At 51.5% G+C, this 14909-nt stretch carries 10 protein-coding genes; 1 reads left to right on the top strand and 9 read right to left on the bottom strand.

Going from position 1 to position 14909, the window contains the following annotated elements; all coding sequences use genetic code 11:
* Positions 1-396, top strand: a complete 396-nt coding sequence (locus J0M34_05050; GenBank protein MBN8543614.1) for a hypothetical protein — start codon at positions 1-3, stop codon at positions 394-396.
* Positions 397-428: 32 nt separating this feature from the next.
* Here J0M34_05050 and J0M34_05045 read toward each other — a convergent pair whose 3' ends face one another.
* The 9 genes from J0M34_05045 to J0M34_05005 form a co-directional block, all read right to left on the bottom strand.
* Complete coding sequence (locus tag J0M34_05045; protein MBN8543613.1) at positions 429-1481, bottom strand: deoxyhypusine synthase; 1053 nt, start codon at positions 1479-1481, stop codon at positions 429-431.
* 48 nt (positions 1482-1529) lie between these two features.
* The gene (locus tag J0M34_05040; protein ID MBN8543612.1) at positions 1530-2729 is read right to left on the bottom strand and encodes a type III PLP-dependent enzyme; all 1200 of its coding nucleotides are present in this window, start codon (positions 2727-2729) and stop codon (positions 1530-1532) included.
* Positions 2730-2997: 268 nt separating this feature from the next.
* Positions 2998-4470 (bottom strand): exopolysaccharide Pel transporter PelG, encoded by a 1473-nt coding sequence (pelG, locus tag J0M34_05035; GenBank protein MBN8543611.1) that lies wholly within the window; start codon positions 4468-4470, stop codon positions 2998-3000.
* Positions 4470-5972 (bottom strand): GT4 family glycosyltransferase PelF, encoded by a 1503-nt coding sequence (pelF, locus tag J0M34_05030; protein ID MBN8543610.1) that lies wholly within the window; start codon positions 5970-5972, stop codon positions 4470-4472. The genes pelG and pelF overlap by 1 nt, the downstream gene beginning before the upstream one ends.
* Before the next feature lie 6 nt (positions 5973-5978).
* Positions 5979-7109, bottom strand: a complete 1131-nt coding sequence (locus J0M34_05025; protein MBN8543609.1) for a tetratricopeptide repeat protein — start codon at positions 7107-7109, stop codon at positions 5979-5981.
* Positions 7096-8430 (bottom strand): GAF domain-containing protein, encoded by a 1335-nt coding sequence (locus J0M34_05020; protein MBN8543608.1) that lies wholly within the window; start codon positions 8428-8430, stop codon positions 7096-7098. The genes J0M34_05025 and J0M34_05020 overlap by 14 nt, the downstream gene beginning before the upstream one ends.
* 17 nt (positions 8431-8447) lie before the next feature.
* Positions 8448-12827, bottom strand: a complete 4380-nt coding sequence (locus tag J0M34_05015) for a hypothetical protein (protein ID MBN8543607.1) — start codon at positions 12825-12827, stop codon at positions 8448-8450.
* 182 nt (positions 12828-13009) lie between these two features.
* Positions 13010-13930 (bottom strand): SDR family NAD(P)-dependent oxidoreductase, encoded by a 921-nt coding sequence (locus J0M34_05010; protein ID MBN8543606.1) that lies wholly within the window; start codon positions 13928-13930, stop codon positions 13010-13012.
* Between the two features lie 168 nt (positions 13931-14098).
* On the bottom strand, positions 14099-14905 hold the full coding sequence (locus J0M34_05005; GenBank protein ID MBN8543605.1) for a prepilin-type N-terminal cleavage/methylation domain-containing protein: 807 nt from the start codon (positions 14903-14905) through the stop codon (positions 14099-14101).
* Between the last annotated feature and the right edge of the window lie 4 nt (positions 14906-14909).

Raw genomic sequence — 14909 nt, 5'->3', positions numbered from 1 at the left:
GTGACCGGACAATATAACGGCCCAGACGGCACGACTTTGAACATGGAAGAATATTACAATCTTACCCCTGAACAGCGCCATCAGGCTGCTGAAGAAGGGTTTGCGAGATTAAGCCCTGAGCAAAGAGAAGCGCTTTCTTATTATGAAGAAAGCTCCTTCTTCTCACAAGCGGCTCGCGGCAACGTATGGCATCAAAATCCTGCAAATCGGAATGAACACGGGGAAAACTTTATTAACTCACAGGTTCTGGATGCTGATATTTTACAAAATATGGTTGCTTCTTATGCAGCTAGCAGGCAGCAGGAAAATATGTTTGAGCTAGGCAATGCTCCCTTGCAGAAGCTTGAAATAAGTCCGCGCGTAGTGAATGATGACGGGGTGATGATTATTAGGTAAAAAGAAAAGGCACCTTTCGGTGCCTTTTCTGTTTATGCCGAGAACAGCTTTGCGAATTCGCGTTTCTTGCGGCTCTTCCAGTGACCACGGTGATAGGCGTCCGAAGCCAGCAGTGGCAATACCGAGCCTGCTTCTGCGAATACCATCTGCTCCAACGCCGTATCGACCTTGCCCCATGAGCAGGCTTCTTTCAGCGTCGAGCTTGAGCATGCACCATCGCGTACGTCCGCCACGGTGATTTGTACGGCGTAAGCGTGCATGTCTGCTTCCTCGCCAAGAATTTCGGCGCACACCACGGTGTCTTGCGTGAAGTTCTTAGGCACGCCACCACCAATCATGAGAAGGCCAGTCTTGCCCGCTTTGATTTTAATGTCGGTGAGTTCGCGGAAGTCGGCGATTGCATCCAGCATCATGTGCTTCTTTGGGTTATCGACTTGGTGCTTCACCAAACCGAAACCTGCCGAGCTATCGACAAATGCAGGGCAGAAGATAGGCACGTTATGCTCGTAAGCAAGCTGCACCAGCGAGTCTTTTTTCTTTGCGTTGCCTGCAGCGAGCCATTTGCCCATTTCCGAAATGAATTCGCGTGAGCTGTAGCCGCGTGGCTCAAGCTTGTTAGCGATTTCCAAAATGGTGTGGTCGCATGCTTGCAGCTCTTCCTCATCGATGTAGGTATCATAGATGCGGTCGATGTAGAGGTCGCGCAGGAACTTGTCGTCTTGTCCCGCCGCGCTGCCATGATAGTGCTTGAAGCCAAGTGCTTCGAAGAAGTCCATATCCACGATGCTCGCGCCCGTTGCTACAATCGCGTCCACCATGTTGAAGCGGATCATGTCAGCATAAAGCTTCATGCAACCACCCGCGCTGGTCGAGCCAGCAAGCGTGAGGATGATGCTGCAATCCTTGTCAGCAAGCATCTGGTTATAGATGCTGGTGGCGCGCGCTAGGTCGCGGCTGGTGAAGCTCATATTGCTCATCTGGTCGATGATAGGGCGCGCATCGAACGTGGTGATGTCGATATGCTCGACAGTCTTGCTGAGCAATTGTGCCTTTGCGTTTGATTTAGCTTTCGGTTGTGCAGTCATAGCGCTCTCCTTCGCGGAATTCCGTGGTATCAAAAATGTGGGGGTTATTTACGCCGAAGCGACGTTGTATGCAACCTCATATTCAGGCTGCAACAAGCGGTCAGGGCGGTACATGCTCATGAGCGGCTCATCTTTCACCGCAATCACCTGATTGCTGATAGAAAAACCGTTAAAGCGCGTTGCCATGGTACGACCATAAGCACCCAACTGGCCAATCTCGAGATAGTCGCCTTCGCGTACGTCCTCAGGCAGGTAGAAGGGGCCTTTCATGAAGTCCATCGAGTCGCAGGTCGGGCCATAGAAGCTGAATGGGCGCAGGTCATTCGACACGTCTGCGCGCAACACGCGCGCAGGGAAGATGAACTTCGGTGCGCCTGCATCAAACAGCGAACCATAGGTGCCGTCATTGAGGTAGAGGAAGTCGCCTTTGCGCATTTCCACACGCACCACTACCGCACCGGATTCCGCCACGAGGGCACGACCAGGTTCAGCGAGCAATTCGCAACCATGTTGTTTTACGAGATCACGCGTATTGTCATGAATCGCGCGGAAGAAGCTCGCCATATCAGGCGGGTTCATGCCTGGGTACATGGAAGGAAAACCGCCGCCCACGTCGAACGAGTCGATTTTCACGCCCGAAACTTTCACCACCTTTTTCGCCATCTGAATCGCCATGCGATACGCGTCAGGGTGCATGCACTGTGAACCCACATGGAAGCATACGCCTGCATGTTTCGCCACGGCACGTACAGCTTGCAGCAGCGCAGGTGCTTTATCCGTCATCGCGCCGAATTTGTCCGAGAGGGTCAATTCCGCATGGGTGTTAGGAATAGCAATACGCACATGCAGGCCGAGATCGGTAGCATTGCCCGTTTCTTGCAGAATCTTCGCCAGCTCTTCTTCGCTATCGAGCGAGAAGTTGCGCACGCCATATTTCGCATACGCATCGCGAATTGCTTGGCGCGACTTCACCGTGTGCATGAAGAATAGTTCCGCGTCGGGGAGAAGGCCACGCACCATCGCTACTTCATGGAGCGACGCAACGTCGAACGTGCGAATGCCATTCGCCCATAGGTCGCGCAATACATGCTCGTCAGGATTGGTTTTCACTGCGTACATCACGCGGCCTTTGAAGCCACGCGTAAACGATTCCACGGCACGCTTAAGTGCATGGGCACGATAGATAACTACAGGATGCTCGGGCTGTAAGGACTTTACAGCAGAATCAGTCGTTGCGTAATTGCGCATGTCATAAACCCTCATTAGTACGTTAACCAAAACGCACCAGCAAACCTTGCGACGGATTTATGACAGCAGTGCCAAGGTCACCTTGCTGGGTTGGGCTTTCTCACCTTCCCCCTCTAGGGATCTCTACACGCCATGGGATTTGCGGCTGTGTCCAATTATAGAGAGATTGCAGATTTGTAAAGTAAAAATATCATTACAGAATGTTACGGGATGTGAAGGGGATAGCCCCTGTTGCTCACAGCCCCCAACCGCGCGCCACGCAACTGGCTTATTCCTTGGTTTCCTTCACGTGCTGGCGATCAACGCCCATCGCGAATTCACCGCGTACAACGCCATATTCTTCATCCGCACCTGTACGCAACTTCGGCAGCTTCACCGAGTTGTTGTTGGTGATGAAGGCATGGTACGGCAGCTTACGTACGTGACTGAAGAGCAGGGTTGCCGCGAGCATAAAGGTCAGTGCTGAAGCCAGGAAGAATCCGTAGCCATAATATTCATAGCCCATTTGCATGAATACTAAAGTCAGCAGCGTATTGCTCACGAAGTAGAAAATGAACACCCACATGTTGTTACGGCGGCAATCGAAGTACGCGAGAATGATGGTCGCGAACAGTAACAATACTTGGAAGAACGAACCAAGTACGCCCAAGCGGAAGATAGCGAGCTGCATGAAGAACATGCCAATCGCGTCGAAAATTTGTGGGGCAAGCAGAATCACCAGCAATGCAATCGAACCTTGCAGCAACATCGTATTACGGCCACCTTCCAAGATGCTTTCGGTGATTTTGCTGTGGAAGCTCAAGATACGACGCATCGAAGCATGGGCCAGAATGTTACCGTAGAATTTGCGGTAGTGATTGAAGAACGCGGTCTCTACTGAGAATACGAACAGGGCGAGTGATGGTAGAATGGTCATTGCTGCCATGAACATCGCGCTGTCATAATCGGGGTAGAAGCGCATGCGGGTAGGAAGCTCGGTAGCTTCTGGCGCATACCACATAATCCATTTATCGATCCAGAGCGCCATGTTGTAGAAGAAACCGCCAACAGCGAGCTCCCAATACTTGCTCCAGAACGGCTTTAGGGCAAACTCAGTGGTGAGCTTGTAAGGGTATTCAGCAAAGATACGACCCGCTAACAAGAACACGATCACGGCCAAGCCTACGTTATAGCCTGCTACTAAGCCTGCTGCTGTCTGCTCGCACAGGAAGCGTGCGCACAGTACGGCAACTGCCATACCAATCAGGTAAGCGCGCGTCACTGCCGAGAAGTCTTTGAGTGCAGTAAGGTAAACCGAAAGCAACCATACGCCTGCAATCAAGAACATGTTGGAGAAACCAGCAAGGCGCAGGCTCAGGTCCATATCAAAGTAGTACACGTAGAAAAACAGTGCGACGGGCAGGTTAAACGCAAACACTAAGATCATGCTCTCAAGCATAACCGTTGGAGTCGTCGTTACGTTGCGTACGTGAATCTGGTCGGCCAGATAGCGCGTCATGATCATGTAAACAGGCGCCGATAATGCGAGCGAGAAGGAGAAGTTATAAACAATCACGCCACGGAAATTCATGAACTCCATGTCTGCGGAGCCGCCATAAAAATAGGTGGTAAATGCGAGCGCCACAACGGTGAAGAGCCATGGGCCAGCGATTGCGAATGCCGAATGGATATAAGCACCAGCAACGCCCAGAAGGTCGTCACGGCGCGCAAGTTTATTTAGTTCGAAGCCAATACCAGCCATTACGCTCTCCTTAAATACTGGGCGTATAAGTTACGATAGGCCTGATGTTGGATGGCCTGATTATAATACTGCTCCATGCGGGTACGAATCGCCTTACTTGCTGCTTCGTAGCGCGCATTATCCGAAAGGAGCGTGTAAATGGCTTCTGCCGTTGATGCAGGTGAGGCAAGCGGTGTGACAATGCCGCCCGCACCGAGATGCGGATCCTCTTCACTCACGCCTTCAATCAATTCACGGCACGCGCCTACGTCGGTGGCAACGATTGGAACGCCAGCAGCGCCCGCCTCAAGTATCACGAGCGGTTGTGCTTCCGAAATACTGGTGAGTACGAGAATATCGATATTCGGGATGTAGTCGTCCACCTTCGATTGGCCAGTGAAGACAATGTTATTATCCAAGCCCAAAAGCTGCACTAGGTTTTGGCACTCGGTGAAGTAATCCTCATCCTCGTCGGTTGGTCCAACCACATAAGCACGAATATCAGGCGCGTATTGCTTCGCCAGACCTACGGCACGAATATAGGTTTTAATGTCTTTGATAGGTACGACGCGGCCAATCAAGCCAATGGTTGGTGTCGCTTGGCGGCGATGGCCAAGGCTTGAAAAACGGCGAATATCTACGCCGTTCGGAATGATCATCATCTTTGCTGGGTCTGCACCATCTTCAATTTGCGGCTTCTGGTTGCCTTTGAAGAGGGTAATAATCGCATCGCACGCTTGGTAGCATACATGCGAGAAGTTGTTGATCGAATCAATCCACATATCGCGCAAGTCGCGGCGTGGTTTCTCAATCGTCAGCGCCTTCGAGGATGTTGCTTCCAACCAGTCTGCTGCCGTGACCTCGATGCGACGTTCATTCGTGTAAATGCCATGCTCGGTTACGAACACGGGCTTATTCGTTTCAAGCTTCGCGCGCGCCGCCATCAAGCCTGCATAGCCCGTCGACATGGCATGGTAGATATCTGCTTGTGGCAATGGCGCAAGCAAGATGGAGTACAAGCCACCAACAATCGCGCGATAGGACCAGAAGTAGTCAAGGAACGAGTGGTCGGTGAAACCTGCTTCGTAAAGGTCAACGAGTTGTTTCCACGCCTCTTCACGATCGAGCAAAATCTCGGTGCCAAGTGGTGCGCGAATAGAACCCAACACATCGATGATGGTTTTAAGCTCGCGCAATTCCATGGGGCGCTCACCTGTAAGGTTCGCAAGTGGCTCACGCAGTGCTTGGTGAATGCGACGAGCAGAAAGCGCATTGATGTCCGACCCTTTAGGAAGGTCGTTGAGCGTAATCGTTGTCAGGCCAATCACGTTATTAGGCAGGTCGTATTTCAGTTCCAGTTCGGCCTCACGCGGCACAATAGCAAGCAGGTGAAAGCTCAAATGGCTTTGCTCTTGAATAAGGCTATGCGCCCAGCCAGAAACGCCGCCCGTAACGTAAGGGTACGTTCCTTCGAGTATCAAACACACATCCGCTTTTTGGCCAACCGCTTTCATGCTACTCATTCCTTTTTACGCTACTTGCATCCATAAATTCACTGCGTCGCGCACATCACGTGGTAAATCCTCTTGTGCGACAATCCCGCGACCATGTTCTAGAATCGTCCGGCGCAATTCACGGAAATTGCCTAGACGGAACAAGCACTCAAAGTGCCACAGCATCATGTTCTTCACATTCCAGCCGCGATCAACCGCATGGCGGAACCATTCCGACGCTTCTTCCCACTGCTTGTTGCGGTGGAGCAGGCGGCCAATTGCCACCCATGCTTCTGCATTGTTGGGATCTTGTTGTAGGAATGCCTTGTAGGTTTCAATGGCACGCGTGCGGTTGTTCTTTTCGAGTTCAGGGTCAAGAATGCCCGTGAACGCATAATCATCGAAGAACTTGGCAAGTGCCATGGTGAGGTACGGATTCTTCGGCTCTTTCGCACGCGCCAGTTCGATACGTTCCAGCTTGCGCATGAAATCTTTCTCGATTTTTGCAACGGCAGTAGCGGCTTGTACGCGAATCGTATTGCTTGGGTCTTTAAGTGCCGCTTTGAAGGCAGGCGACAAGCGAGGGTGGAAACGCGACGTCATTTTCGCTAGCGCACGGCGTTTCTGATCTTCTGAACCTAAGCGCATCACATCGAGGAATGGCATTACACCATAATATTGCGGATTCTCGTCGATACCTTCGAGGATATCGTCGTAGATTTTTTGTGGCTCGGTAGGGTTATCGGTAGGGAAGATACTCTCATACCATTCTTTAAATGGCTGGCGTTTCTGGCTCAATATCACGAAGCAGATATAGCCAAACAATGCACCCGCCGTACCAAAAATACCTGTCATGAAGCTAACGATAGAAAGGATAGCAAGATGCTGCACATCCATACCCTTGCGGTATTGCGCATAGGTAATCATCGCCGTTACGCAGCTCACTGCAATATGCAGGATGATAGGAATCATCGGCCACATCTTGATGCCCAGCAAGAGGTAGAGATTGAAGGCATGAATGAGTGTCAGCACCAGCGCCAGACCGATAAACAGGCCATTCGTCGCGGTAGCGCTATCGATGGTATTCAGGTCGTGCACATCCTCCTCGCGGAGCACATCCTCGACATACTGCGTATAATCAATGGGTGCGGGGTTATGCGGCTTCATGAATCACCTGTACGATATAGCTGAAGGTCACGTCGCCATGCGCTTTGAGGTGGCGCTCCATATCCTTGGCGATCTTGTCGCGTACGATATTAGCACCAGCTTGCTTAGCTGAAGGCAGCAAAATCGAATATTCCTCACCATCGGTTTGGTAGTCGAAAGCAAGGTCAACGTTACGTAATGCGCCGCGCACCGACTCACCAATCTGACGAGCAATCGTAATGCGTTGGCCATCATCCAGCGATTGTGCGTTGTTCAGCTTGATCACCAGCATCGACAAATCAAAGCCGACACGTTTCGCCAACTTCGCCAGATAATCGCTTTGGCGTTTGAAATAGTTGTAGGTGAGCATATTGCGCTCAGGGTTCACCATCGCATCAGACTTCACGGTCTGGTAGTTGCGTGCGTTGATGAGTGCCGTACCGATCCACTCGCACAGGGCGCGGAAGGTCTCGACGGTGTTAAGGCTCATCGTCACGAAATCCATCTGCTCTACTTTGAGCATACCCACGACGCGCTTGCTGTCTGGGTCATACACGGGGCCCGCCATGATGCCTTGGCCACCCAGAATCTGTTCATGCTCTTCGTTAGCAACAATAAGCGTTTGCTGCTGTGCGACCACCGCTTGGTATAGCGGGCTGTAAGAGTCAATTTCCTGCGCATATGTATCGGTGGTGTGCCAGCCATGCAAAATCGTTGCTGAGAGTTTGTTGTCGTGGAAAATATAAAGCGAGAACTTCTGTGGCCCAAGCACCGACTTCACCAAACGCTCAACGCCCTGCATCACTGCTTTAGGGTCGAGTGTTTCAACAGCCTTAGCGGCACGATACGCCTCAATGCTCGAGGTAAGTTGGCCAGCAACTTGTACTTCAAGCGCTTCCTTGCGGCCCTTCACAAATTTATACGAATCCGAAATCAGCTCTTCGCGTGAGCTTGATTCTTCGAGCTCGCGCATCAGGCTGTTGCGCTCACGAATATGGCGTTGGCGCAATTCGCCGATAATCCAGCCCACCATAAACCACAAGATTGGGTTGATGAGGATATTGTAGAGGAAATCATAACGCTCAATGCCTGCTGGCTGTTCTGGCATATTGCCGAATAGGTAAAACAGCGTAGACAAACCTGCCGCAAATAGCGCCTCATTCGTGCCGTATTGCACGCCGATCAGTAGCACCACAATCCAGAATGGGTGAGGGTTCACGTCAAAGAAGCGGTCGCCGCTAAACAGCGCCACATCGAGCACGGCGAGAATCACCAACATCAAAATCGTCTCGATAATTGCCGAGACTCTGAGTCCTAAAACTTTACGATGATTGCGTTGCATGATGCGAATCCTTCTTCTTAGAATTTATATTGTAAATGCGCGCCGACATTGGTCGCATTGTTGTTGGAGTTGTTTGATTCAACGCCGTAGCGGGCACGAACGCCTGCTTCCACCGTCTCGGTCAAATCTTGTGTCACGCGGCCTTCAACCACAGGGCCACCTGCGCCTAAGCGGTCATACGCATAACCTGCTTGCAACAAGCCATGGGTGGTAGGCGTGATGTCGCCACTGACGATACCCGAAAGGAAATGCACCTCGCGTGAGCGCAGTGGCAGTGGGTAGTAAACATCGCCGCTTGCCGCTCTGCGTTGAGGGCGATCTTCGGTCAGGTATTCACCATCGAATCCATAACCGATTGCAACGAATGGCGACTCGTTAACACGCTGGGTAAGAGACGCGCGAATCAAGCCCGTTCTCGCTACATCATCCGTATCTTTGATGTTGTAGTTGTTGAGTGATGTCTCAAGACCGAACGATAAGGTTGGGTTGATGGAGGCGCTGTGACGCAAACCAATGCGGTCGCGGTTCGCATGCTCATAGACGGCTTCCACGAAATCCCAGTAAGGGCGGTGGTATTCACCAATCAATTCGCTGCGGCCACCAAGTGGGTTGTTAAATGCATAGTACAAGCCAGCGCCACCCGTATCATTGTTGGCAAAGCCCGACACTTGTAAACGGCCACTATCATCGAAATATTGTGCGAGATAGACTTCACCCTGCTGGCGGCTGGTCTCGTAATTTGCTGGTAAGCCATCCACAGCGCGGCGAATCTGGAAAGTATCCATCGCATTGTTTTTAAGGTTTAGCCCAACTTCCGTGCGGTCGCTCACACGTGCAGCACCCGACAAGGTCGTGATCTGCTCGTCATTGTCACCGAAGCTACGATATTCATGGTCTAGCTTCACGAAGTTGGTTTGCGTTTGTTTACGCAGGTCCATCACCATGCGCGCAACATCCTCGTTGTCAGGTTGCACGGTTTGCACTTGCTGCAACAACTCGATTGCTTTGATGGAGTTACCTGCAGCCGTTTCCATATTCGCAGCATAGGTCAATACTTGTGGATCTTTTGGATAGTAATTCTGCAGCGCTGCTAAGCGTTGGCGAGCCAAGTCCGTACGACCCGTTTCTTGCTCGATACGTGCATAGAGCATCTGCAAGCGCAGATCCTGCTGGCGATCAAACTCAGCCTGTGGGGTAAGGGTTTGTGCCTGTGCGGGTACAACGGCGAATTCTGTGGCTGTCGTTGGTACAAAACGCACGACATAGCCTGGCTTAGCGGAAATGGTTACGGAGTCATACGCAGCGTCGGTCTTTTCGATCCACGCATGGTCGGTACCTTTCAGTGGCGCGTTACCTTCGATAGGTTGCGCGAAGCTGATTTTCATTTCACGGCCACCGCTCAGGCGCTCGATGCTGCTCACATCACCTGCACGACCCATAATGGCTTGTGACTTACCATAATAAGGTGAATTCTTGTCGTACTGGTTAGCGATGCGTGTCGCGTCATCAAAATATTTAAACTCAATCAGCACCACCATGTAGTCGCCCAAGATGCCCTTATTGTCAGGGTGCTGTGCGAGCAATGCTTCAAAGCCGCGCTTGGATTCTGCATGCTGGCCGAGGCGCATGAGCGCAATGTAATAGCGTGTTTGTGCATCAAGTGCGGTATTGGGGCGAGCCTGCTGGCCACGCACCAATGCTTGGTACTCTGCCTGCTCCTGTGCAGTCATGTTCTGCTGCTTATAAAGTTGCGCGCGATAGTAATGCGCAATCTCTGGGTCAGTAATGCCCGCAGAAGGATTATAAATCGCAAAATAGCGATCAAAATACTGGCGCGCTTCATCATAACGGCCCTTGCCGAATGCTACGACGCCAAGCTGCTTGAGAGCGTATTCATTGCGTGGGTCAACCTGCGCAGCGCGTTGATATGCGTGGAACGCTGCGTCATTATGGCTGAAGGTTTCGCCCGCTTTTGCATAATCGATAAGCGCTGCAGCATCGGTAGTTTGTGCCACCCAGCCGCGCATATTATTATCAAATACATCTGCGCCACCTGAGCCAGCAAGTACATGGAAGTATTTCTTGCGCAGCGCTTGATTATATAGTGCATCAGGCGTGCTCGAGACGTATTGGAGCACTGCATAATCATCACCATAATCGCTGATGATTTTATTCCATGCCTGCTTATCATACGCATTGGCAGTTTTCGCGCGGTTCATCACCCAAGTGATTTGCTGCGTATTAAGTTTGCCGCCCCATACATAAAGAAGGTTCTTCACTTCCTTGCTCTCAGGGCCTTTATTTTCAGCGAGCGCTTGATAGATTTTGGTCGCCTCTGCTTTGCGGCCACGCTTCATAAGCTCTGCTGCGGTTGATTCGCGATTCGCTTCACTGAAGCGCGCATTCATACCATTCGCAAATAATTGCTCTTCAGTAAGTGGCTTGGCAGGTGCCGCAGATTTGCCAGGCGTGCTACGCGCGGTAAGTTGCGCATACATTTTTTTCCATTCACCGCCACGCGCTTTTGCGTACTCACGGACGAAAGGGGTAGCCTTATCGCGCTTGCCGTTATTGATGAGTGCGTAGGCATAATTGATTTGCTGCTTATCATCACCACGAACTGCTTTAAGCGACGCTTCCGAATAGTCGGTGAGCTCTTTGCGGGCGGTGGCATCCTTGCGTGCAAGGCGTGTGAGAGCGGAAATATAAAGCGCATCATTCGCGCCATCTTTCATGGCTTGCTCACGCAGCATTGGCAGCGCCTTGGCTTCTTGGCCCGAGCTCAAATACGACGCGATCACAATATCTTTATTCATAGGTGATGGGTCGCGTGCGAACAGCGCTTCGGCCATTGGCACTGAAATATCCGCGTGCTTATTATTGTTAGCGAGATAGAAATATTCCTGCATGTCTGGCAGTGGCGCAGTTTGGCGGTTTGCCTCAATCCAGGGCAACATGATATCGCCGCGACCTGCAGATGATGCTAAGCGTAAATGCGCCTTGGTGATCTCGTTTTGTTGCTTCAGCTTCGCTAACTCGCCCACTGGATCAACAATATCCTTCGCGCGGTCAGCAAGAATATGGATCTGAGCGAACTCCACCACTTGTGGACCATTCATTTCTGCCACCGCAGGGAAGCGTGAAACGATGGTATCAAAGCACATGGTCTTGCCCGCGCGTGCGCATGCTTCTGCAAGTCTCACACGTTGCACGGAGGTCAAATCAATCGCCAGTGCTGTATCGATTTTCTGGTCTTGGTCTTTGTTGTTCTTAATCAGCGCAATCACTGCAGCAAGCACAGGCTTGTCCGTGATTACGGTTGGCTCACCAAAGCGCGTTGCCAGAATTTCAAATACGCTGCTGGTTTCGTTGCCGCGCGAGATTTCAAGCAAGTTAAGCGCATCCTCTTCCTTGAAGCCCGCAACATCCATGCGCTTAGCGATATCTTCTGCCGCAGGAATATCCTGACGCTTCAGCGCCAGTTCGAGATAAGGCTTGTAAAGCTCAGGTGTCATTTTGCCAGCCTGATCCACGCGGGTCAGCACTTCAAACGCATGATCAGCGCGACCTGCAGTGATATTCGCATTTACGTAGGCAGCAACCAGCGCTGTATCTTCCGTCAGCATTTGCATGCGTGGTTCAACTAGCGCAATCGCTTTATCGGCATGGCCTGCGTAATGCAGGATGTTCACCAACTCAGTGAGTTCTTTGATGTTTGGATTAGCAGAAATCCAAGCGTTTGCCGCATCAAATGCCTCTTGGCCTTTGCCGTTCTCTGCAAGAATCGTCGTGCTGATATAGGTCAGCGTATAATTCGTAAAGTCAGGGTGCGTCGCTTTGAGTTTCTCAACGGTAGCCAGCGCATCTTCCTTGCGCCCCTCAACCATCTGAATGGTCGCCAGATCAGCAAAATACTCAGGATTCTTTCCGCCATTCACTTCAATGCGCTTAGCAAGCACTTCAATTTGCTTAGGGTAGTTTTTCTCAGCGTTGTAAATATAGGAAAGCTGGGTCAAGTTCTGTTCGGTAGGCTCAGCATTAGCGACAATAGCCAAGTGCTCTTGGTATTTCTCTTGGTTGCCCGCGAGTTGGTACTGCTCCACAATGCGGCGGTGGCCATTCATGTCCTGCGGGTTGGCAACTACATATTCCTCAAGCAGCGCAATAGCGGCAGGGCGGTTGCCCTCATCGATGCGCTTATCCACCAGCGCGTTGATGATCGGGAAAGTGCGGCGGCCTTGCGCATACTCAGCCTCAATGTCGACATTGCCCAAATCAATGGTCTGCACATCGCGCGCCTGCATGACCGCAACGTCTTGCTCGTTCGGGATGAGTAGCAAGCTGGCGCCGATACCGATCACGACGAGTACGAGTGCAACAAGTATATATCTACGCATGGAAAGCCTCGTTCCTAAAATCTACTCTGCCGAGGCGACGAAAAAATTGCGCGCATTGGAACATGCGCTGCGTGTTCGCGTTATTGGACATAAAGCCCATTAGCCTGTCGCGGAAATTAGAAAAATCAACAGCCTGTGGCGATTTTTTAATGCCTTGCTGTGGCTTTGTATACACAGAAACCTTACGCATGGGCGGCCTCTTTCTGCGACGCGCCGACCAAAGCAGCCAACCCATCCTTGAGGGGGGTTGTCGCGGTAAATCCAAGAAGCTTTTTTGCCTGCTCAGGGTTGCCAAGGCTGTGGCGAATATCGCCCTTACGTGCTTCGGCGTGGGCTGTTTTTGGCGCCGTGCCGACCAGCTCTGCTAGTGTCGCAACGAGTTGCTTTAGGCTCGTGGCTTTACCCGTGCAGCCGTTTGCCACTGCGGCGGGGCCAGAATGGTTTGAGGCAGCCAGTAGTAGCTTCACAATATCGCCCACATAGATGAAGTCTCGCGTTTGCTCGCCGTCGCCGAAATAGGTGATGTCTTGCCCTGCAAGCGCGCGGTCGGTGAAAATGCTGATCACGCCAGAGTAGGGTGAGCGCGGGTCTTGGCGCGGGCCAAACACATTGAAGAAACGCAGGCCAACGCTACGGATATTCTGCTGTTGGGCGTAAACTTCGCCCGCCAATTTATCGCGGCCATAATTGCCTAGCGGTGTAGTTTCTGCACTTTCAGCCAGTGGTAGATTGGGGTTGTCGCCATATACCGCAGCCGAGGAAGCATAGACCACAAGCGGCTTTTTGGGTGAGGCGGCGGCCGCATCCAGTACATTCTTCGTGCCGATGAAATTCGTGCGGTGGCTATTCTCCGCGTCACGCTCACACAGCTCAACGGAGGCAACGGCAGCAAGATGGAATACTAGGTCAGCTTTGCCTACCAGCTCATGAACCAGCGCCGCATCCGCAACGTCGCCGACAACGAGTTTAGCTTTAGAAGGCGCGTTGGATTGCTTGCCTGTGGACAAATTGTCCAAGATAATCACATCCATGCCAGAAGCCACGAGTGCATCCGCCAAATGCGAGCCAATAAAGCCGCAACCGCCTGTGATTAGTGCCACCATCGTTAATCTTTGTTTTTGTTTAGTAAAATTCGGAAGGTGGTTGTTAATAACTTATTAACTAATAGACTGTAAAGCAAAAACTGTGGGTAATCATAATTACCATATGATTTTACTAAGAGATTGCGACTTTATTCACAGGAATCAATGCGCTAGCGTAATGGATTGCGTCTAGAACTGCTGCCTAAAATAGAGAGAGCATTGATTGGTAGAATCACTTAATTTGTAGCTTGCCGCCAAGTCATTATTCGCGTGAGTGCCGTCATCAGCCGCAGCGCAGGCATTGTTCCAGTAGCGCGCAATCACCTTACCTTGGGCGGGCTTTCCATCATCCATTTTTGTATCAATATTCCACGCCTCCTCAGGCTTCAAAACGGCCGTGTGGGGTGGTAGGCCAGCTAGTTGGCCACCTAAGACAAACAAATTTCCATAATCCATAGCGTAGGCTTGTGCATCACCTGCATAGACACCAAGGCCGCGCGTACCCCAGCCAGCATTGCCCAATTTAGATTTAGGGCTGTTGGTCCCAATGACAAAGTCCGTGCCGTTTGTTGCGCCAGAAAGGCCGCTATAGTTTCCTTCAATCAAACCAGCCAGTGCTAAGTGTCTCCATATCTGCATCAGCTCACCTGATTGTGAAGCGGTGCCTGCATCGTTGAGTGTGCCGCCGCCATTGCCATCACAGGCGCCTGGTGCAGCTACGGCTGCGCTCGAATTGGTGACGCAATCCGCGTTGGCATTTAATCGCCCCCAAAAGCGTGTGGCGCTGCTAAAGTCACCAGGTATTGCGAAATACTTGTCGCGAAAGGTGTTTACTGCAGCCGCGTAGCGCTGATATTCCGTGCTCGCCGCTCGTAATTCTGATGCGCGAATGAGTGATTGACCCGCAAGAATGCCGCCCGTCAGCAGGCCGAGGATAACTAGCACAATCGAAAGCTCTACTAAGCTGAAGCCGTGTCGCGTAGGTGATTTTATCATGAAG

This window comes from Alphaproteobacteria bacterium, from assembly GCA_017302575.1.
Taxonomy (GTDB): domain Bacteria; phylum Pseudomonadota; class Alphaproteobacteria; order Rickettsiales; family UBA3002; genus JAFLDD01.
This window is presented reverse-complemented; position numbering and strand designations above follow the sequence as displayed.

What these genes read in the sequence shown, in the direction of transcription:
- J0M34_05045 (MBN8543613.1), bottom strand. Translation starts at nt 1,481, where the DNA reads ATGACTGCACAACCGAAAGCTAAATCAAACGCAAAGGCACAATTGCTC.
- J0M34_05040 (MBN8543612.1), bottom strand. Translation starts at nt 2,729, where the DNA reads ATGCGCAATTACGCAACGACTGATTCTGCTGTAAAGTCCTTACAGCCC.
- pelG (MBN8543611.1), bottom strand. Translation starts at nt 4,470, where the DNA reads ATGGCTGGTATTGGCTTCGAACTAAATAAACTTGCGCGCCGTGACGAC.
- pelF (MBN8543610.1), bottom strand. Translation starts at nt 5,972, where the DNA reads ATGAGTAGCATGAAAGCGGTTGGCCAAAAAGCGGATGTGTGTTTGATA.
- J0M34_05025 (MBN8543609.1), bottom strand. Translation starts at nt 7,109, where the DNA reads ATGAAGCCGCATAACCCCGCACCCATTGATTATACGCAGTATGTCGAG.
- J0M34_05020 (MBN8543608.1), bottom strand. Translation starts at nt 8,430, where the DNA reads ATGCAACGCAATCATCGTAAAGTTTTAGGACTCAGAGTCTCGGCAATT.
- J0M34_05015 (MBN8543607.1), bottom strand. Translation starts at nt 12,827, where the DNA reads ATGCGTAGATATATACTTGTTGCACTCGTACTCGTCGTGATCGGTATC.
- J0M34_05010 (MBN8543606.1), bottom strand. Translation starts at nt 13,930, where the DNA reads ATGGTGGCACTAATCACAGGCGGTTGCGGCTTTATTGGCTCGCATTTG.
- J0M34_05005 (MBN8543605.1), bottom strand. Translation starts at nt 14,905, where the DNA reads ATGATAAAATCACCTACGCGACACGGCTTCAGCTTAGTAGAGCTTTCG.